Source organism: Massilia polaris (genome assembly GCF_012927275.1).
Taxonomy (GTDB): Bacteria; Pseudomonadota; Gammaproteobacteria; order Burkholderiales; family Burkholderiaceae_D; genus Telluria_A; species Telluria_A polaris.
The window spans coordinates 287,624-307,041 of sequence record NZ_JABBGG010000006.1 but is presented as its reverse complement, the minus strand read 5'-3'; the positions used below and the strand labels follow the sequence as shown (position 1 = coordinate 307,041).

Annotated in this window: 15 protein-coding genes; 4 read left to right on the top strand and 11 right to left on the bottom strand. The window is 64.0% G+C overall.

Going from position 1 to position 19,418, the window contains the following annotated elements; all coding sequences use genetic code 11:
- Positions 1-6: 6 nt before the first annotated feature.
- The 3 genes from tagF to HHL21_RS12950 form a co-directional block, all read right to left on the bottom strand.
- Complete coding sequence (gene tagF / locus HHL21_RS12960) at positions 7-978, bottom strand: type VI secretion system-associated protein TagF (RefSeq protein ID WP_169466421.1); 972 nt, start codon at positions 976-978, stop codon at positions 7-9.
- Positions 975-4,724: a type VI secretion system membrane subunit TssM gene (tssM, locus tag HHL21_RS12955; protein WP_169466419.1), complete on the bottom strand. Its 3,750-nt coding sequence runs from the start codon at positions 4,722-4,724 to the stop codon at positions 975-977. The genes tagF and tssM overlap by 4 nt, the downstream gene beginning before the upstream one ends.
- A gap of 108 nt (positions 4,725-4,832) precedes the next feature.
- Positions 4,833-5,672, bottom strand: coding sequence for a M15 family metallopeptidase (locus HHL21_RS12950; RefSeq protein WP_169466417.1), 840 nt, complete (start codon positions 5,670-5,672; stop codon positions 4,833-4,835).
- Between the two features lie 106 nt (positions 5,673-5,778).
- Here HHL21_RS12950 and HHL21_RS12945 point away from each other — a divergent pair, with 106 nt between their 5' ends.
- The 3 genes from HHL21_RS12945 (at position 5,779) to HHL21_RS12935 (ending at position 10,508) form a co-directional block, all read left to right on the top strand.
- Positions 5,779-6,471 (top strand): hypothetical protein, encoded by a 693-nt coding sequence (locus HHL21_RS12945; protein ID WP_169466415.1) that lies wholly within the window; start codon positions 5,779-5,781, stop codon positions 6,469-6,471.
- Between the two features lie 138 nt (positions 6,472-6,609).
- Positions 6,610-8,256, top strand: coding sequence for a VRR-NUC domain-containing protein (locus HHL21_RS12940; protein ID WP_169466413.1), 1,647 nt, complete (start codon positions 6,610-6,612; stop codon positions 8,254-8,256).
- Entirely contained in the window at positions 8,253-10,508 is a 2,256-nt protein-coding gene (locus HHL21_RS12935; protein ID WP_169466411.1) for an ATP-dependent DNA helicase, read from the top strand. The genes HHL21_RS12940 and HHL21_RS12935 overlap by 4 nt, the downstream gene beginning before the upstream one ends.
- On the opposite strand, the gene HHL21_RS12930 is transcribed toward HHL21_RS12935, so the two are convergent.
- The 7 genes from HHL21_RS12930 to HHL21_RS12900 form a co-directional block, all read right to left on the bottom strand.
- Positions 10,489-11,217, bottom strand: a complete 729-nt coding sequence (locus HHL21_RS12930) for a LytR/AlgR family response regulator transcription factor (RefSeq protein WP_169466409.1) — start codon at positions 11,215-11,217, stop codon at positions 10,489-10,491. The two genes, HHL21_RS12935 and HHL21_RS12930, sit on opposite strands and share 20 nt — an antisense overlap.
- Before the next feature lies 1 nt (position 11,218).
- A complete protein-coding gene (locus tag HHL21_RS12925; protein WP_308640237.1) occupies positions 11,219-12,280 on the bottom strand; it encodes a sensor histidine kinase in 1,062 nt (353 codons plus the stop codon).
- An 11-nt stretch (positions 12,281-12,291) separates the two neighbouring features.
- On the bottom strand, positions 12,292-13,002 hold the full coding sequence (locus tag HHL21_RS12920) for a LiaI-LiaF-like domain-containing protein (protein WP_169466405.1): 711 nt from the start codon (positions 13,000-13,002) through the stop codon (positions 12,292-12,294).
- The gene (locus HHL21_RS12915; protein WP_169466403.1) at positions 12,992-13,366 is read right to left on the bottom strand and encodes a LiaF transmembrane domain-containing protein; all 375 of its coding nucleotides are present in this window, start codon (positions 13,364-13,366) and stop codon (positions 12,992-12,994) included. Before HHL21_RS12915 ends, HHL21_RS12920 begins: the two co-directional genes overlap by 11 nt.
- Positions 13,367-13,541: 175 nt before the next feature.
- The gene (locus HHL21_RS12910) at positions 13,542-13,718 is read right to left on the bottom strand and encodes a hypothetical protein (RefSeq protein ID WP_169466402.1); all 177 of its coding nucleotides are present in this window, start codon (positions 13,716-13,718) and stop codon (positions 13,542-13,544) included.
- 98 nt (positions 13,719-13,816) lie between these two features.
- A complete protein-coding gene (locus HHL21_RS12905) occupies positions 13,817-13,975 on the bottom strand; it encodes a hypothetical protein (protein ID WP_169466400.1) in 159 nt (52 codons plus the stop codon).
- Between the two features lie 269 nt (positions 13,976-14,244).
- Positions 14,245-17,151, bottom strand: a complete 2,907-nt coding sequence (locus HHL21_RS12900) for a TonB-dependent receptor (RefSeq protein ID WP_229496369.1) — start codon at positions 17,149-17,151, stop codon at positions 14,245-14,247.
- Between the two features lie 287 nt (positions 17,152-17,438).
- Here HHL21_RS12900 and HHL21_RS12895 point away from each other — a divergent pair, with 287 nt between their 5' ends.
- A complete protein-coding gene (locus HHL21_RS12895; protein WP_169466399.1) occupies positions 17,439-18,380 on the top strand; it encodes an N-acetylmuramoyl-L-alanine amidase-like domain-containing protein in 942 nt (313 codons plus the stop codon).
- A gap of 6 nt (positions 18,381-18,386) precedes the next feature.
- Here the strand turns inward: HHL21_RS12895 and HHL21_RS12890 are convergent, their stop codons facing one another.
- Positions 18,387-19,028, bottom strand: a complete 642-nt coding sequence (locus tag HHL21_RS12890; protein WP_229496367.1) for a glycoside hydrolase family 19 protein — start codon at positions 19,026-19,028, stop codon at positions 18,387-18,389.
- Between the last annotated feature and the right edge of the window lie 390 nt (positions 19,029-19,418).

The following is a 19,418-nucleotide window of genomic DNA, read 5'->3' as shown; positions in this document are numbered from 1 at the left end:
GCTTTTTCACGTTGTCACTCCGGTGAAGGTCTGCAGGAACAGCTGGCGTGCGAGCTTGAGCGGCAACTGCGGCTGGTCGAGATAGCTGGCGAGCGCGCGGACGTCGATGTCGCAGCCGACCTGTTCTTCGACCCAGTCAGTGTCGGCGAAGCTGATCTGCTGCTCTTTCGCGGCCAACGGGTCGATGATCGCGTGAAGCGTGCTCGCGGCCGTGCCGCTGAAGCCCACGACCAGCACAGGCTTGAACTCGATCTGTGTGATGAACAGCGCGAGCTCGAAGTCGGCATTTGCGAGGAACGGCGCGATCAGCTCAAGCCAGAAGGCGGCAACTGCGTAACGGGCGTCGTCGTTCAGCGGCAGCGGCAGGACCAGGCTTTTCTGGAGGTCGGCCGCACCGCTTTGCATCACCGGCTGCAGCAGCAGGCCAAGCGCGAGGATCAGCTGTTTGACGTCCGTGCGGAACAGCAGTGCCCCCAGCGAACTGACAGTGCCGGTGGCGAGGAATGTCGCCAGCGCGTTACCGTTTTGTTCATCGAGCTCAATCAGCGTCTCCGGGATCGCCTGCAGCTGCGGCGACGGGTCCGCTGCACCGATGACGTCCTGCGCCAGCCCTTCCAGCCGGCCCCAGAGCGGCTCGAGCACCAGCGGACAGCGCGACACGAACTGCGCCGGGTCGCCCACCTCGAGCATGCGCATCATCAGGAACGGAAAACGCCGCCCCGACTGGTCGCTGCTGGCCACCAGGTGGCCTGCGATTGCATGCTTGCGGCGCGGCCCGACGAAGGCGAAGCTGACCGGCGCCAGCGCGTCGTAGTTGATCTTCCAGCGCGCGTCGGCAGGTAGCTTGCTCATGACCTGCGCCATCCAGTTGTCGAGGACTCCCATCAGCGGCGAGTCCTGCGCGGCTTTGATAAAGTCGCTGCGCGCCGGGATCTTGCCGATGAAGCCGATCCGGCCAAATGCCGGCCCGCGCATCATTGCGCCACTCCGGCAGATACGACGGCCACCGTTGGCGCGGACGTTTCCATCGTTCGCCCGACAATCGATTCAGGCAGCCGCATGCCGTGGAAGCCGCGCCCTTGGGACGCCGCGTCGCCGTTACCTGAGGCCGAGGCGCTGCTGGTGATCTTCAGGTCGACCGCGACCGAGACATTACCGTTCGCCCAGCGCAGTTCGAACACTCCGCCTTCCTTGCGCTTGCGCGTCGCCGCATCGATCATCCGCTTCAGGCCGAACTGGCCCGCTTCATTGAACAGTTCCACGGTGCGTCCGTCGAAGGTCACCGCCGTAATCCTGACACCCGGGACGCCAGCAGGACTTGGATGGACCATATTGGTCCATGCGGGCGGCGTATTGCGGTAGCGGAGCAACTGGCCGTCGATGTCGATCGTGTACTCGGTGGTGCCAGGCGCCGGCAGCGCCTGGAGCTGGAACACGGTCTGCGGTCCGCTTTGCGCCGCCACGCCATTTGCCGACAGTGGCGCGACCCAGCCCGGGAAGGCAGCCACCGCTTGCGGCGCAAGGGTGATTCCCATGTCGGCCCAGGTGCGCGGCGCCAGCACGTCGCCGCGCCTGACGACCAGTGGACCCATCGACGTGTTGACGAACTTGGCGACGACGCCATCGGGGCCAAAGAACTGGCCAATTTCGGCGGGACTCGCTTCAACCTTCGACGCTGGCGCGAACGGATATTTGGTCGCCAGCGATTTCTGGAATGGTTCGAGCACCTGCACCTGCCAGGTCTTGTTGATCTCCGATTCGCTCGGCCCGACGATGACGGCGAATACCTGGATCAGCGGACGCACGAGGATCGGACGCAGCGCCATTTTCTGCGTGTCGGTCATCCCTGTCAGCATCTGCTCGTCGACGAACTTCAGGCCGTCGGACAGCTCGGAGCCGGTGCCTTCCAGCGTCTGCTGCATGAACTGCTTGGCGCCAGGCCCCGGATCGCCCTGGTTCTTCAGCTGGTTGAGGCGCGTGCGCAGCCTGGACAGGCTGTCGAGGTATCCGGTCATCAGGGAGGAATCCTTTTCCTTCATGCCTACCAGGCGCGCGACGCCAGCGAACTCGCGCCCGATCGGTCCCACGACCGAAGCGGCAGTTCCGCTCGCATTTGCCGGCTGGTCGATCACCGTCCGCGCCTCGCTCGGCGCGCGCCGCAGCACGGACTCCTTGAACCACGCGAACACGCCCTTCTCGACCTTGGCCATCGCGCCAGCGGCCGACGGGTTATCCCACGACGTCTGCTGGTGGATCGTGACCAGCAGCTTGGCGAGCGGCGAATTCTGCGGGTCGCCGAGCCGGTTCATCGCACGCACGCTGGCATCGAATCCATTCAGGTCCGCGATCGCCACGCCTTGCACGAACTTGAGCCACTCTTTCGAATACTCGTTCTTGTACATGTCGACCAGGTGCTTCTGGATTTGTTCCGGGCTGCCTTCCAGCGTCAGGTCGTTCTGCGACACCGTCTTGAGCACCCAGTCGGTGCTTTGCAGCTCCTTGTTCGACGCCTCCCTGATCGCGCCGGCCACGAACTTGTCCCACGCTTCGCGCGTGAAGGCGCCGGGCACCGCATGGCTGCCATTGAGCAGCTGGTGGTCGGGTTCACCCACGATGCGCGCCACCGTGACCGACGGATAGCGGGTCGATGCGCGCGCCTTGATGTCGGCATACACGCGCTCGCGGGCCGGCGTGCCGCGCACCACGCGGCGCAGGTTTTCGCGCGCGGTATCGAGCAAGCCCAGTTTCAGGGTGACCTGCGGCCAGGCCTGGTCTTCAATCTGTCCAAGGTAGAAGGTCATCATGCGTTCGGCGCTGCGGATCATCTGCTCGCGTGGCATCGTGCCACGGTTCGATTCGAGCCAGCCGCGCCAGTAACGCGTCATCTGGTCGTTCAGGTGACTCGGCTCGGCGCGCGTTTTATCGCCCAACATGAGGTAGGTCTTGAGCGCGGCGTAGGCGTCGGCCACATTGGTCGGCGACGCGTCCTGGAAAGGCCGGCCGGGTTTGACCGGGGCCGCAGCAGGCGCGTTACTGGCCTGCGGCTGGAGCTGGGCGGCGTTTGCGCTCATCTCCGTCAGCAGTCCTTCGATGCCGGCAACCACCGGTTCGACCAACACCGCGCGCACTCCCGCAAAGTATTCGTCGCGCAGCGTGCGTTCGAGCGTGTCGCCCTGGTACAGGCCGAACGACAGCATCAGGGGCCCGCTGGTGCGGTACTGCTCCAGCTGCGCGATGCGGTCCTGCAGGATGTCGAGCGCTTCGAGCCGCGACTGCAGGTCGATGCGCTTCTCCTGCAGCTTGACGACCTTGTCGAGGTCCGCCTGGACATTCGCCACCAGCTGCGCATTGCCCATGTACGACCAGCTCCACGCGGCGAGCGAACCGCCAAGCAGCAAGGTCGAGGCGAAGAAGGCGCCGTACTTGAAGCGCTGCGCATTCGGGCTGGTGTAGCGCGCAACCAGGTCCCTGTCCGCGAAGATCACCTTGCGGAACAGCTCGAGCAGGAAATAGCCGGACTGCTCTTCCGCCTGCGCCGCGCCCTTCTCTTCATGCAGGTCGAGGTCGAAGCGGCTGGCGACGCGCTTGGACGACAGGTTCTGCACCTGTCCTTCCTGCAGCGCGCTGGTGAAGTAGAAGCCCCGGAATACAGGTTTGAACTGATAGGTATTCTCTTCGAACAGCGTGGCGAGAAAGGCGCGCAGCGGGCTTTTGATCGATGCGAATTCAAGCGGGAAGGTGAATACCCCCGGCCGCATCGGCGCGCTGCGGTTGCCGGCCATGCTGGCCAGGCTCATTTCCTTGAGGCCGTCGTGGAGTTCGTCGAAGTGCTCGTCGAAGAAGCCCAGCACGTCCTGGTGCGTGCGGCGGCGGTTGTAGCGGATCGTCGCGCCCCACACGCGATCGCGCTCGGTGCGGCCGGTATCGTGGAAGAAGTCGCTGAAGCCGGCGATCAGGTCGGCCTTCGTGAAGATCACGTACACAGGCGCGTACACGCCAAGGCGTTCGGTCAGTTCCTGCACGCGCGTGCGCAGGTTCTTCGCGAGGTCGACCGCCTTCTCCGCATGCTCGCCCGTCAGTTCGGACACGCTGACCGCAATCAGGATGCCGTTGATCGGCGCGCGGCTGCGGTGTTTTTTCAACAGGTCGAGGAAGGAGAACCACTCGGCGCGGTCTGCCTCTTCCACCGAATAGCGCCCGGCCGTGTCGAGCAGGATGCCGTCGGTGGTAAAGAACCAGTCGCAGTTGCGGGTGCCGGCCACGCCGCGCACCGCCTTGCTGCCGGCGATGGGGAACTGGAGACCGGAGTGGCCGATCGCGCTGCTCTTGCCCGCCGCCGGGTTCCCGATGATCATGTACCACGGCAGTTCGTACAGCGCGGCGCTGCCGCTGACGAGGCCAAGTTTGGAGGTCTTGATCGTGGTGATCGCTTCCAGCATGCTCTTGCGCAGGGTCGCCACTTCGCCGGAGCCGGCCGCCGCCCTGGCTTCCTCGCCGGCCGGCATGATGGTGGCGCCCAGTTTGCCCGCGGCTCGCTTGCGGTACTGGTAGCGCGCGCCCCAGAAAATGGCCCAGCCCGCCATCAGTGCGAACGCGGCGGCCCCGACCCAGATCGCACCGAGCTGCAAGGTGTCGGCGCCAAGGAACATGAATGCCGCCAGCGCGGCCAGCCCGATGATGCCCAGGACGCGGCTATCGGTGAGGAATTGCCATAGTCGGCGCATAGTGGGCGGTCTCGAGGGTTGGAAAGATAAATCCGGCAGGCAATGTTGGCACCATTCCCGCAGCGGAAATTTGACGGTGGACAAGAATCCGCCAGCCCTCGACGGCCGCTACCTGCGCATCACGCCCTTGACGCGCAGCTCGGCGTGGCCGAAATCCATCATGGTCCAGCGCCCGCCCCAGGTCAGGCCGAGCGACTCGGCTACTTCACCGTAGAGACGGTAGCCGCGCATCGCCCACGGATCCTTCTCGGAAATGATCAGCTTGCCGTCGCGCCAGAAGGCGCAGTCCGCAGCCAGGCCGTACTGATGCCAGCTCTGGAAGGCGCGCGCGTTGGTGACCTGGGTGCCGATGCTGGCCAGCAGGTTCTGGCGCCCCGGGCTGCGGTAGCCTTCCAGCAGCGCCATCTCGTAGCCATGTTTTTCTTTCATGATCTTGAAGGCCAGCAGCAGGCGCTGGTGGAAGTCGGGATGCAGCAAGCCCCAGTTGCGGCTCGCGTCGACCAGCATCGGGCGCACCAGTTCGACCTCGCGCGTGGTGAACGCCATCGGCGGCAGCGCGGCGGGCGGCGCCAGGTTCTCGCCGGCAAGCAGCGCGACGACTGTCGGGTCCGGCGCCAATTCGGCCGACTCATAGCCGGGCAATGACTCTGGCTTGCCGACCATCAGCACCACGGCCATCGGAATCAGGATCGCAACGAACCCGGCGCTGAGGGAAATAGCGTGGCGCCGCACGAACCTGAGCTTCCGGGCCAGCATGCGGCCCATCCCGTGCCGTAATTCCGCCGCCTCGCGCACACCTGCATGGTGCAGGCTGGCGAGCCGCTGGTCGACACGCGCCCAGTGCCCGCTAATGATTTGCGCAACAAATTCCCTGCCCGAGGGAAAAACCACCAGCCAAATCGCGCTGCAAGCCAAACAAAAGTACAAAAATGCGATAAAGATCAGCATCGGATTCCCCAGTTTGTTTCTAATCGGAATGGCGAAGCCCCATCATAGGAGTTATACCGTGCGCCCTTCAGACGAAAATCAAAACGGGTCAACAAGGCCGAACCTCATGTCCTCCTCGCGCCGTTCAGCTGGCTCCGAGGACAGTATCCTGGCGTCGCTCGAGCGCGGTTCGCCGGGGACGCGCGCGCATCGCAGCTGGCTGATCATCGGCGGATCGGCGGCGGCGGTGCTGACCTTGATGATCGCGTGGCTGGCCTACGGCAACGCGACCAGCGTGCGCGCGCTGCCGCAATCGGCAGTCAAGCGGCCCGCCGACCCGCCGGTCGACGACGGCATGCTGAGCCAGACCCTGCCGTCGATCAGCATCCCGGCGACGCAAGCGGCGGCGATTGTCGACGAACCGGGGGCTGAAACCGCCAGCCGGCCGGCAATGGTGATGCTGCCGACAGAAAAGCTGGACGTTCCGGAAACAAGCGCGCCCGTCGCGGCACTCCCGCAAGAGGAGCGCGTATCCCGGCCCGCGCCGACAGTCAAACCGGCTCCGGCGAAAGCCGCCGCGTCCCGGCAAGCGGCGAGATCGACAAAGTCGCCAGCCGCACGGCCGGAAACCCGCACAGCCGCCGCGAAGAAGCCGAAGACGGCCCCGCCACAAGCGGCCGGCCACGAAGCCGACAGCGACGTCGCCTTACTCAGCGCGATCCTGGCCCACTCCACCCGCCACGCAGTCGAACGCGCCCAGATGGAAAAGGAAAGTTGCCAAGGCAAGAAGTGCGCATCCAAGGCCTCAACCAAGCCGTAAACATCCGTGAAAACCACGTTCCACAGGGGAAAACGCCGAATTTCCTGTGCCGTGGGGGCCGCAGACGATATACTGTATGCATGCACAGTAATCACTGTTTTTAGCGCCACCGCATGCAGGCAAGTCCGGCAGTTCCCCATGATTAAAGTTCTCGAAAATCCCTTCTATTACCTGGACAACTTTCACCAGGTGCTGGACTGGATCGGCAAACGCTACGGCGATTTGCTGACCGACGAGGAACGCGCCTTCATGGATGCCTTCCCTGCCCTCCCCCAGGCTTCGCGCGCGCTGTTCGTGCGCATGGTCATGCGCAAGGGAACCCTGTTCCGCGCCAGTAAACTTAGCTATGCCGAGATCGGCTGCACGGTCGAGGCCGCGCGCCACCTGCTGCCGACCGGATGGATCGAACACGATCCGGTCATCACCATCGACCAGTTGTTCGACCTGTTGTCCAAGCCGGAAATCTGCGCCGTGTTCGGGCTGCAGCACAATAAAAACGCCCGCAAGGCCGAGCAGCTGGAGGCGTTGCGTCCGGCCTTCGGCGACGCGCGCGCGTTCTCGAACTGGTTCCGCGATTCCGGCGACGCCGTCTTCAGCATCGTGGTCAAGCCGCTGTGCGACCGCCTGCGCCTGATCTTCTTCGGCAACCTGCGCCAGGACTGGACCGAGTTCGTGCTGTCGGATCTGGGCGTCTACAAGTACGAGCAGGTCGAGTTCTCGACGTCGTCGCGCGGGTTCCGCACCCGGCGCGACATCGACCATTACCTCAAACTCCACAGCTGCAAGGAGCGCTTCGAAGCAAACGAAGCGCTCGACGATGTGTTGCTGGCCGTTCCGGCGGAGGCATTCGGGAACGACTGGCTGGACAGCCGGCGCGCGCGGCTGCTGTTCCAGATCGGCCAGCAATGCGAGCGCCAGAAGGACTGGGACAAGGCCTACCGCGTCTACTCGCGCTGCGCCTTCCCCGGCGCGCGTGCGCGCGCGATCCGCGTGCTCGAAAAGAACGAGCAGTACAAGGAAGCGTTCGACCTGCTGTCGGCGGCGAAGCTGGCGCCGGAAAGCGACGCCGAGCACCAGCAACTGCTGCGCATCGCGCCGCGGCTCGCGCGCAAGCTCGGTCACGCCAAGCCGGCCTCGCGACGCAATCCGGCCGTCGCGCGCCTCGACCTGTGCCTGCCGATGCCGCAGGAGGACTGGTGGGTCGAGGGCGTGGTGCGCGACCACCTGGCGCGCGAGGATGCACCGGTCTACTACGTCGAGAACGCGCTGGTCAACGGCCTGTTTGGGCTGCTGTGCTGGCGCGCCGTGTTCTGTGCGATCCCGGGCGCGTTCTTCCACCCCTTCCATCGCGGTCCGGCCGACCTGTACAGCGCCGACTTTTTCCAGCGCCGCGAAGCGCTGTTCCGCGCCTGCCTCGACCAGCTCGAATCCGGCGCCTATGCCGAAACGATCCGCCGCACTTTCGCCGAAAAGCACGGCTTGCAGTCGCCGTTCGTGTTCTGGGAAGCGCTCAGCGCGGAGCTGCTCGACATCGCACTGGCCTGCATCCCGGCGGCGCACCTGCGCAAATCGTTCGAGCGCATCCTGCTCGACGTGAAAGCCAACCGCACCGGGTTCCCGGACCTGATCCAGTTCTGGCCCGCCGAGCGGCGCTACAACATGATCGAGGTGAAAGGCCCCGGCGACCGGCTGCAGGACAACCAGCTGCGCTGGATCGAATACTGCGCGGCGCACCAGATGCCGGTTTCGGTCTGCTACCTGCAATGGGCGGAGCAAGGCGCATGAGCTATGTCGTCGCCGTGCGTGGCTTGTGCGAGTTCGGCGCCAAACAGGGCGACCTCGACCTGCGCTTTACGCCCTCGCCCACCGCGCAGGAAGGCATCGCCGGGCATTCAGTCGTCACGGGCCGGCGTGGCCCCACTTACCGCACCGAGGTAAGCGTGGCGGGCGATTACGGCCCGCTGCATGTGCGCGGCCGCGCCGACGGCTACGACCCGGACCAGAACCTGATCGAGGAAATCAAGACCTACCGCGGCGACCTCGCGTCGATGCCCGACAACCACCGCCACCTGCACTGGGCCCAGGTGCGCGTGTACGGGCACCTGCTGTGCAAGCAGATGGACCTGCAGGAAGTCAACCTCGCGCTGGTCTACTTCGACATCGGCCGGCAGACCGAAACCGTGCTGCGCGAGACCCAGTCCGCCGAAGCGCTGGCGCTGACCTTCGAACAGCTGTGCGAACGCTTCGTCGCGTGGGCGCAGCAGGAGCTGGCGCACCGGGGCGCGCGCGACGAGGCCCTGGCGACGCTGCAGTTCCCCTACCCGGACTTCCGCCCCGGCCAGCGCGACCTGGCCGAGGCGATCTTCAAGGCCAACACCAGCCGCAGGTGCGTGCTGGCGCAGGCCCCGACCGGGATCGGCAAGACCGTCGGCACCCTGTTCCCGGTACTGAAGGCCGCGCCGCAGCAGAAACTCGACAAAGTGTTCTACCTGGCGGCCAAGACGCCCGGCCGCCAGCTTGCGCTTGACGCGGCGGACACGATCCGCAGGTCGGGAAAAGCGATTCCGCTGCGCGTGCTGGAACTGGCCGCGCGCGACAAGGCGTGCGAGCATCCCGACAAGGCCTGCCACGGCGATTCGTGCCCGCTGGCGAAAGGCTTCTACGACAGGCTGCCTGCGGCCCGCAGCGCAGCTGTGCAAGTGCAGACACTGGATCGCGCAGCGCTGCGCGAGGTGGCGCTGGCGCACGACGTCTGCCCGTACTATCTCGGCAGCGAGATGGCGCGCTGGAGCGATGTGATCATCGGCGACTACAACTACTATTTCGACCTGGGTGGCATGCTGTATGGCCTGACACTGGCGAATCAGTGGAAAGTCAGCGTACTGGTGGACGAGGCCCACAACATGGTGTCGCGCGCGCGCAAGATGTATTCGGCCGAACTCGATCGCGCCGGCCTGCGCGCCGCCCGCGCCACCGCCCCGGCACTGGTCAAAAAATCGCTGGATAAGGTCGGCCGCTGCTGGACAGAGCTTGACCGCGGCATCGGCGCGCCATATCAGGTACTCCCGGAGCTGCCGCACAAGCTGCTGGCAGCGCTGCAAAACGCCGGCAGCACCATCACCGACCACCTCGCCGAGAATCCCGGCCCGATGGACCCGGCGCTGCAGCGCTTTTACTTCGACGCGCTGCATTTTGCCAAACTGGCGGAATCGTTCGGCTCGCACTCGCTGTTCGACGTCACGCGAAACGATGCGCGCACGACCCAGCTTTGCATCCGCAACATCGTGCCCGCGCCCTTCCTTAAGCCGCGCTTCGGCGTGGCGCATTCGAGCGCGCTGTTTTCGGCGACGCTCAGCCCGTGGCACTACTACAGCGACCTGCTTGGGCTGCCGTCCGACACGGCGTGGGTCGATGTCGCCTCGCCATTCGAAGCAAAGCAGCTCGAGGTGCACGTGGTCACGCAGATATCGACCCGCTTCCAGCACCGCGCCCGTTCCGCCGCGCCGATTGCGGACCTGATGGCGCGCCAGTACAACGCGGCGCCCGGCAACTACCTCGCGTTTTTCAGCAGCTTCGACTACCTCGAACAGGTGGCAAGCGGGTTCGCGCAGCGCCACCCGGGCATGCCAATGTGGCAGCAGCCGCGCCGCATGCAGGAAGACGAACGCGCGCAGTTCCTCGGACGCTTCACGCTGGAGAGCCGCGGCATCGGCTTTGCCGTGCTGGGCGGGTCGTTCGGCGAAGGCATCGACCTGCCGGGCGCGCGCCTGATTGGCGCCTTCATCGCCACGCTCGGCCTGCCGCAGATGAACGCGGTCAACGACCAGTTGCGCCAGCGGATGCAGGAGATGTTCGGCGCCGGTTACGACTACACCTATCTCTATCCCGGCATGCAGAAGGTGGTGCAGGCCGCCGGCCGCGTGATCAGGACCCAGCAGGACGAAGGCGTGGTCTACCTGATCGACGACCGCTTCGCCCAGCCGGAGATCAGCGAACTGCTGCCCGGGTGGTGGCAGCTTACTGGATCAGGTTCCTGACCTTCTGGTAGCCGGTGCGGCTGATCGGGATACGCGCGCCGTCCTTCAATATCGCCATGTGGCTGTCCTTGCCGGCCTGCTCGATGCGGCTGATGCGTTCGACGTTGACGATGTAGGAACGGTGGATGCGCAGGAAGGCCTGCGGATCGAGCTGGCTTTCAAGGTCGGACAAGCGCTGGGTCTTGAGCCAGGACTTGCCCTCGGCGCTGATGCTCACGTAATCGTCCTGCGCTTCGATGAAGTCGATCTTGTCGGCCGCGATCACATGCACCTTGGCGCCGTCGCGGATCAAAATCCGCTCCAGCGGCTTGGTGCGATGCGCCGCTTCGGTGATCGCCGCCGCAAGGCCCGGCTGGCTGCCCATGCTGGAGCGCGCATGCGCCAGCGCTTCGTCCAGCCGCTTCTGGCTGAACGGCTTGAGCAGGTAATCGATGGCGTGGATCTCGAACGCCTTCAGCGCGTACTGGTCGTACGCGGTCACGAAAATGTAGCGCGCCTTGCGGCCCGCCAGCTCCACCACTTCAAAGCCGTCAAGCTTCGGCATCTGGATGTCGAGGAACACCAGGTCCGGTTCGAGTTCGGCGATGGCTTTCACCGCCTCGAAGCCGTTGGCGCATTCGGCGACAATCTCGACGTCCGCATGAGGTCCAAGGTATTCGCGCACGACACCCCGCGCCAGTTCTTCATCGTCGACGATAATCACGCGCATTTCATGTCTCCGTTATTGTGCGGGCGGGCAGCGTCAGCTCGACCCGGTATTTGTTGTCGCGGCGCGCGTGGCGGACGCCGCCTTCATGTCCGTAGGCGGTGGCAAGCCGCTGCTGCACGTTGGCCAGGCCGATCCCCGCGCCGGGCAAACTGGTGTCCTGGTCCTCGTCGACGTCGTTCTCGACGCTGATGCGCAACAGCGATGCGTCGCGCCGCGCGATGATGCTCACCAGCCCCCCGCCGGTCAGCCCGCCGATGCCGTGCTTGACGGCGTTTTCCACCAGTGGCTGCAGGATCATTGGCGGCAGCAGGCAGGTCCTGGCCTCGTCATCGATATCGTATTCCACCGACAGGCGCGCGCCGAAGCGGACTTTTTCTATCGACAGGAAGTCGCGCACCAGCGTGATTTCATCGTCGACGGTCGCCTGCGTGTGCGCTTTGAGGCCCAGCGTATGGCGGAAGAAGTCGGCCACCTTCAAGGTCATCTCGCGCGCCCTGGCAGGATCGATCGAGGTCAGCGCACTGATGGAGTTGAGGCTGTTGAACAAAAAGTGCGGGTCGATCTGGGTGCGCAGCATGCGCAGCTCCGCCTCCTGCGCCATCAGCTTCGATTCCAGCTCGCGCCGCTCCGCCAGGCGGGCGCGGTCGAATTCGATGGCCAGGTAGTGGGCGATGGCGGACAGTCCGTACAGGATGACGCCGAGGCCGAAGATCATCGCCTTCAGCGCCTGCGGCATTTCAAGGCCCGCCCACTCCACTTCGAGGGCGCCCAGGACGCCATTGAACGCCAGCCCCGCCCCCATCCACAGCGCGCCGGAAACAAGCGCCGCCAGGCCCAGCACCAGCACGATCGAGCCCACCTTTTTCTGCGACAGCGGATAGGCGCGGCACAGGTAGTAAGCGGAAAAACCGGCGGCGAAGGCGTACACCATCGTCATCGGCAGCGCGAACAGCAGCGCGTTGGTCCACCCGGCGCCGGTGGCGAGGACGACCAGCGCCGCCAGCACAAGGCCCAGCATCAACCAGACCGGCAGGAACAGCGCCAGCGACCGCCGGGTGGACAAAGGGCCCTTCATCAGTTACGGACTTCCACGCCGCCCATGATGGCGTGTCCCTTGACGATCAGGCGTTTCGAGTTATCCGGCGGCGAATTGGTTTTCTCCTCGAAGCCGCCCATGATCGGCGTGCCATGCAGGATGACCGTCCAGTCGCGCGGCACCTTGATCGAAATCCCGCCGAATACCGCGAACACGTTGATCACGGCTTCGCCCTTGATCGAGGAGTCGCGCATATCCAGCTCGCAGCCGCCCATGAACGCGGTGATCTCGCCGCCGCGGAAGTCCTGCGTCACGATGCGGCGATCGAAGCCGCCGAGGATGGCGGTGATGTCGACCACCGAGTCGTCGCTCTCGCCCGCCTTCAGCTCCGGCACGATATCGGCGCGGTTGCGCCGGGCCAGCGCCTTGAAGATAATAAAGCCGCCGACGCCGATCAGGAACAGCGGCCACATGGTGCGCACGCTGAAGTAGATGTAGCCGAGGCGGTGCAGGATCATCAGCACGCCGACGGAGGCCAGTGCGCCGCCCATCAGGTAGCCGCTCGGGGTGGACGAGTCCCAGATCTTCACCAGGCCGATGATGATGAGGATCGTTGGCCAGAAGTGGATCGCGTGGTGGAAGTCCCAGATATCCAGGTTATCGAGCAAGAACACGATACCGAAGGCGATCGCGATGCCGCCCATGATGACCTGGCTGGACAGGCTGCGGTTGGTCATATCACTTTTCATCGCGAAGCTCCTGGTTGGATGGAAAACGGCGTTGGATGATCGGCTCGATTACCAGCGTAATGCCCCAGCCGATGATCAGGATCGGCCAGCTGTTGCGCCAGGTGAGGCCAAACAGGTTTTCGAAGTTGGCGAACACCCAGATGCCGAGGAATACCATCCACAGGCCACTCGAAAAGTGCTTCGCGGTCGGGTAGCCGATCATCTTGTTGATCCCGATAATGACCAGGACCAGCGGCGAATAATGCCATATTGTGTCGACGTCGAACAGGTCGAGCCGGTCGAGGAAGAATGCGACGCCAAGGCCGATCAGCACCAGCCCCCATAACAACTGCCTGCGCCACTCGTACGATTTTTCGGTATTCACTTTGCCTCCCGTTGAAACAACAGCTTCAAGATACATCGGGGCGGCACGGCGGAGAACCGCTTTTCGGTGAACTGCGGCTGGCGCCCGGTGAACGGCGAATTATCCGGCCAACTGCGCCAGACATGAAAAAGCCCGCATCGGCGACGAGGCGGGCTTTTTGCGAAACAGCTGAAACTCAGGCCGGTGGCGCGGACTGGTGAGGCGCCGGCTGGTGCTTGACCTGGTTGCGGTATTTGGCGCTGGCGCTAGCCTTCTTGACGGCTTCGCGCGCGAGGTTGGTACGTTTGGTTTCCAGCTTCTCCTGCTTGCTGCGTTGCTGGGCTTCGTCTTTGTTACCGATACGATTGGTCATGCGTTTCTCCTGTTGGCGATATTTCTTAAATTATCTATGCCGCGTGCACGACGGGCGTATAGGACGACGCGAGATCGCGCCGTAGGACTGGATGAAGATCAGTTGCGGCCACCCGGCAGTTTCGCCTGCGGCATCATCAGTTCCCATCCAAGCTGGCGGCGGATTTCCTCGGGCGTCGGCGGCGGCCCCGCGGCGCGGTTGCGGCGCTGGAGATATTCGCGTACGAGGTGTTTCGGTGGATGGGTAAACGACGACATGATGGCCTCCGCTTCCGGTTAGGAATTGGCCAGCGCACGCAAAGGCGGCGCTGGCGCTGAATTGGTGCCGGTCCTTGAGGCGACCGGCTGACCTGCTGAGGCAGCAGCTCCCTTGGGTCTCCCGCAGGGCGCTTACTCACACAGGTTCATCTTAATCGCGTTCCGGCAACACAACCGTACGGTGACGCACATTCGCTCATAAACGCGGCCGGGAATAAGAAAACGGGGAGCTCGCGCTCCCCGTTTCGTTTCAGGCTAAACAGCTGCGATCAGAACTTGTAGCGCAGGTTCAGGTAGTACTGGCGGCCGCTGACGTCCAGCTTCTGCGGCTCTTCTTCGCTATAGCGATATTGCGCGCGCTTGGCGTCGGTCAGGTTGGTCGCGTTGAACGACAACACCAGGTTCTGGCTGATGTTGTAGCTCGCCGAGAATGCCAGCGTGGTCACCGGTGCGGCGATCGTCGGCGCGGTAGGCATCGCCACGCCGTTGATGATCGACAGGCCCTGGCTGTTCGCCGTTGGCGATGGCGCGGTGGAGCTGCTCACGTATTCGCCGCGGTAGTTGGCGACCAGGCGTGCCGACATCACGTCGTTCTCGTAGTAGCCGCCGAGGTTGCCGGCCCAGTCGGATGCACCGACCATCGGACGGCCGTCGTCCACCTTGGTCTTGGCGCGGCTGACGTTCGAGGTGAAGCCGAAGCCGGTCTCGCCGAACGGCTGCTCGTACGACACTTCCAGGCCGTTGATCTTGGCGCCCTGCTGCGACGACGAGTTGATCGCGAACGACTTGACGGTCTGGTCACGCGGATCGAGCAAGTCGACCGTCGAGGTGCCGGTCGCGCCGGTCTTGACGTAGCCGTCGATCTTCGAATGGAAGGCGTTGACCGCAACCATCGAGCGGCGTGCGAAGTACCAGGCCCACGACAGGTCGAGGTTCTTGGCGGTCAGCGGCTTCAGGTCCGGGTTAGGACCGGTGACGCGGCAGCCGTTGGCATCGCAGACCGGGGTGCCGAAGCCGGCGCCCAGCACGTTGTAGTTCTGGCGGCCGATGGTTTTGCTGGCGCCGAAGCGTACGATCATGTCCTTGTCCATCTCGTAGCGCAGGTTCATGCTAGGCAAGGCGTTGTTGAAGGTACGGTCGGTTGCGGCCTTGTAGTACATGATGCCGGCCTTCGGATTGAAGACGGCGCCGTCATAGAAGCTGGTCGCATCGCCGGCGGTGGTGATCGCGCCAGGGTAGGCCGCGCAAGTGGTTGCTGGCTTGCCTGGTTCGGTGCGGTCGCACGCCCCTGCAGGAATCGGGGTCGCGATCTGGGCGTTCACCTGGGTGCGCACGAAGCGCACACCGACGTTACCCGACATCTTCTCCCACTCGAGGTTGGCCATGACGTAGCCCGAGGTCTGGCGCTCGCGCATGTCGATCTCGGAGCTCACGCGGCGTTCGAATTCCGGCGAGGTGACTTTGGTCTGCGAATCGAAGTAGGCTTTCACCGCTTCTGGCGAGTAGGTGAAACCGCTGTTGTCCCAGTTGCCGCCGCCCAGCCCGTCGCCGAAGTCGTCCGGGTATGGCGTCACGCCTTGCTGGCCCTGGATTGCCAGGGTCCCCGACTTGAACGCAGGTCCGAAGCGGCCGCTGACGCGGTCGTGGTCGGAGTAGCGCAGGCCGGTTTCGAGCGACTGGAACACGCCCTTGTCGAGGCGGTATTCGGCGTCGAGCTGCAGGCTCTTTTCCTTGTCGGTGGTTTTGATGCCGGAGGCGGCGCGGCCGACCATCTTGTAGCCGCTGCCGTCCGCGTTCAGGCCAGGGACGTTTTCGCCGGCGCCGATGTAGTGCGAATCCGGCGCGTCATGCAGGCCGTTCAGGGCGTACGAGAAGCCGGTGCCGTAGCGGGCGAAGGTGGTGCCGGCGTCGCGGTCGGTCTTGCCGACGCCGCGCGTGACGCTGACCAGTCCTTTGACGGTCAGGTCCGAATTGACGCGGTACTTGCCGTCCAGGTCAAGGAAGGAGCTGGTGGCGTTGGCGCCGTCGCGGTAGAAGCCTTCCGAGTTACCGACGAACTGAGGCGTGGTGCCGGCCGGGAACACGATGTCGGCAGCCTTCAGCACGCGCAGGTCGTGGCCATAGATCGTCTTCTCGTTGACGATGACCGGGTTGCGGATCTGCGCGAAGACCTGCTGGCCGTTCGAGTTGGTGTTGATCGCAGTTGCCGAGGTGCCGCCCAGCGGGTCGTTCTTACCCAGCAGCATCGAGTAGATGCCGCCCGAGGTCAGCCGGCCGTGGTTGTTTGCGTTCATCGACGAGTGGAAACCCGTCATGTTGATGTCGAGGTCGTTGTTCGGCTTGAATTGCAGGGCGAACATGCCGCCCTTGCGGTCACGCACGCCTTCGACGAATTCCGAGCTCATCGAGCCTGGCAGGCGCACGCCGTTCAGGTCCGCGGCCTTCAGGCCGGTACCGGCCAGCGATTCGTCGGTAATGCCCTTCATCGTGGTGGTGTTGATCACGTCCCAGCCGCTGCTGGTGCCGTAAGCGAAGCGCGACACCGAGTCGCGGCGCACATAGCGCTTTTCCGCGAAGCCCTGGACGATCACGCCGAAGGTGCCGGCATCGTTCTTCCAGTTGACGGTCGCGGACAGGTCGGGCGCGCTCTTGCCTGGCAGTTCGGCGTAGCTGGCGCCGGCGCTGATCACGCCGCTCAGCTTTTCTTTCTGTGCCAGCGGCTTGCGGGTGGTCACGTTGATGGTGCCGGCCAGGCCGCCGTCGACGATGTTGGCCTGCGAGGTCTTGTACACGATCGCCTGGTTCAGGACCGACGACGGCATCAAGGACAGGCTGGTCGAACGCGAGCTCGAACCCTGGTCGGCGACGTACCAGTCGCCGCCGGAGACGGTGTGGCCGTTAAAGAGGATCAGCGACATGTCCGGGTTGGTGCCGCGCATCGACACTTTTTCCGCTTCGTCGTAGTCGGTACGCACCGCCACGCCGGCGAGGCGCTGCAGCGAGTCGGCCAGGTTCTTGTCCGGCATCTTGCCGACGTCTTCGGCCGTGATGACCTCGACGTTAGCCGTAGCATTCTGCTTCACAGCCAGCGATTTGGCCATCGAAGCGCGGATACCCGTCACTTGCACCGTCTGCATCGCTTCGCCGGAAGGCTGTTGCTGTGCGAAGGCTGGCATGGCAGCCAGGCTCCAAAGGGCCATGGATACAGCGGCCGCTACGGGCGTCTGCTTGAACATCATCGTGATCTCTCCTGTTATATATGTATGCGTTGGCAAGTTGTTCCTTGCCATCAACGGGAGTATTCATGATTTGTGGAATGGTTGAAAATCACTTATCTTGTTTCTTCCATAACCGGGGGGAATGACTTGGCAAGAACGGCCGGTTATGCCTTGTCCAAAACTTTTCATTGTCAAAACGCGGCGACTGCGGTTAGCGTGGCACTTTTCCTTACTCAACATTCCCAATGCGCCTCTTCGCCCTGCTCCTCGCCGCCTCCGCCCTGGCCGGTTGCGCCACCCGGCCCATCCCCGCAAGCAAGCCGGCGCCTGGCCCCGTCCCTATGCTGGAGAAGCAGGTTTTCCAGATGACGCCGCAGGAAGTGCACCGCTACATCGGCCACGCCCAGCAGGCCGAGCCGGACCTGCGCAAGCGCATCGCCGCGATCGGCAGGAAGAACATCGGCCAGCCGTACAAGCTGCACCTGCTGGGCGAATTCCCGTTCGAACTGCACGATTCGCTGCCCATGTTCAGCCTGGAAAACAGCGACTGTGTGGTGTTTGCGGAACACACCTACGCGATGGCGATGTCGAAATCGTGGGAAGAGTTCTTCTGGATGCTGCAGCGGATCCGCTACAAGGACGGCGTGATCGGTGTCGCCACGCGCAACCATTACACCGAAGTGGACTGGAACCTGAACAACAGCTGGCTGGTGACCGACATCAGCGCCGACCTGGCGGGACTGTCCGGTCCGTCGTACGAGCTGACCGTGGACCGCCAAAAATTCCTGAAAACGCGCCACCAGACCGAGCGCAGCATCCCGGTCCAGAACAGCCGCGAATACTTCCTGCCGACCGAACGGGTGGCCGAGGTTGCAGCGCAGCTGCAGGACGGCGATTTCGTGAACGTGGTGTCGACCCGCAACGGCGCTTACTGGGTCTCGCACGTCGGGCTGGTGGTGACAGGGCCAGATGGCGAGCGCCGCTTCCTGCATTCGTCCGAACCGCAAGTGCGCGAGGAATCGTTCGATGCCTTTGTTGCCCGCGCGCGCGAACGCGAGGAGCGCAGTGCGCGCGAAGGCAAGAACGGGCAGAAGCTGGCCGGCTTCAAGTTCCTGCGCCTGAACGACAACATCGTGGTGCCGCCGGCGGCGCCGCAGCCGCGCCCTGGCTTCGCCTCGGCGAACTGATCCCCTTCAGCTCCACACCAGCCGGGCCTGGCGCAGCCATTCCTGGCGTTCCGGGAAACCGCTGGTGCCGCCGTTGATGCGCCGGGTGATCTGCTCGAGGTCGCCGGCGTCGGCCAGCTGGTTGCAGCCGCGGCTGGCCCACTCGCCCGCCGCCACCGCCAGGCACCATCCCGGCGCCAGCACCGCGTCCGGTTCCTTCGCAAAGTCGGGGCCGGACGGCACGCAGCGGCGTACCCGCGCAGTCGCCGCCGCATAATTCCCCTTCCCTGTCAGCTGCAACAAGCCGCGGCCGCGATAGATATAGCCGTCCTGCGCGCTGGTGTTGCCCATGCGCCCGCCGTAGACCTCGTTGGCCAGCTTGCGCGCGTTGTGCGCGTACTCTTCCGGATCGAGCGGCCCGTGCGGCTTGAAGCGCCACGGCCACACCTGCACCAGCCGGCGCGCGCTGTAATTCAGGTTTTCATACTCCTTCGTCAGCGCGCCCGACTCATGCATCAGCTGGGCGATGAAGTGGGCGACCCGCAGCGGCGACTCGGCGATGCCGAAACGGTCCAGCACCGGCTGGCCGGCGGCAAAGGCGTCCACATACGGCGGGCGCACGCCGGGCGCCAGCTTGGTGATCTGCTCCAGGGAAACCAGGACTGCCATGGCGGTTCTCCACGCTGAACTCAGCTCATCGTAGGCGGCGCGCGAGCGTCCGCATCCATCTGAATCAATCGACAACTAAATAGACGCCGCCGCGCCTGGCATCGCCGGAACTGTGGCGCACCCTGCCACTCCAAAAATCACCCCGCCTTTCTCTTCACGGGACTGATGGCGATCCATTTTCAATGTTGCATTTATTTTAATTGTGAAGATAAATATATTCCAAAAATTAATTAAATATAATCGGAAATATTACCGAAGTCAGCGATTGACGGTTATCAAACCAGTTCATTGAAGGCGACCCGATAATAAACTTACGCGACAATAGACCATCTAAGCGAACCAATAAATTACGGCAAAAATTAATTTCACTAAAGATATTAAGATGCTAAT

Coding starts and splice junctions, on each gene's coding strand:
- HHL21_RS12900 (WP_229496369.1), bottom strand. CDS start 17,151: ATGCCAGCCTTCGCACAGCAACAGCCTTCCGGCGAAGCGATGCAGACG.
- HHL21_RS12895 (WP_169466399.1), top strand. CDS start 17,439: ATGCGCCTCTTCGCCCTGCTCCTCGCCGCCTCCGCCCTGGCCGGTTGC.
- HHL21_RS12920 (WP_169466405.1), bottom strand. CDS start 13,002: ATGAAAAGTGATATGACCAACCGCAGCCTGTCCAGCCAGGTCATCATG.
- HHL21_RS12935 (WP_169466411.1), top strand. CDS start 8,253: ATGAGCTATGTCGTCGCCGTGCGTGGCTTGTGCGAGTTCGGCGCCAAA.
- HHL21_RS12945 (WP_169466415.1), top strand. CDS start 5,779: ATGTCCTCCTCGCGCCGTTCAGCTGGCTCCGAGGACAGTATCCTGGCG.
- HHL21_RS12930 (WP_169466409.1), bottom strand. CDS start 11,217: ATGCGCGTGATTATCGTCGACGATGAAGAACTGGCGCGGGGTGTCGTG.
- HHL21_RS12940 (WP_169466413.1), top strand. CDS start 6,610: ATGATTAAAGTTCTCGAAAATCCCTTCTATTACCTGGACAACTTTCAC.
- HHL21_RS12905 (WP_169466400.1), bottom strand. CDS start 13,975: ATGTCGTCGTTTACCCATCCACCGAAACACCTCGTACGCGAATATCTC.
- HHL21_RS12950 (WP_169466417.1), bottom strand. CDS start 5,672: ATGCTGATCTTTATCGCATTTTTGTACTTTTGTTTGGCTTGCAGCGCG.
- HHL21_RS12890 (WP_229496367.1), bottom strand. CDS start 19,028: ATGGCAGTCCTGGTTTCCCTGGAGCAGATCACCAAGCTGGCGCCCGGC.
- tagF (WP_169466421.1), bottom strand. CDS start 978: ATGATGCGCGGGCCGGCATTTGGCCGGATCGGCTTCATCGGCAAGATC.
- tssM (WP_169466419.1), bottom strand. CDS start 4,724: ATGCGCCGACTATGGCAATTCCTCACCGATAGCCGCGTCCTGGGCATC.
- HHL21_RS12910 (WP_169466402.1), bottom strand. CDS start 13,718: ATGACCAATCGTATCGGTAACAAAGACGAAGCCCAGCAACGCAGCAAG.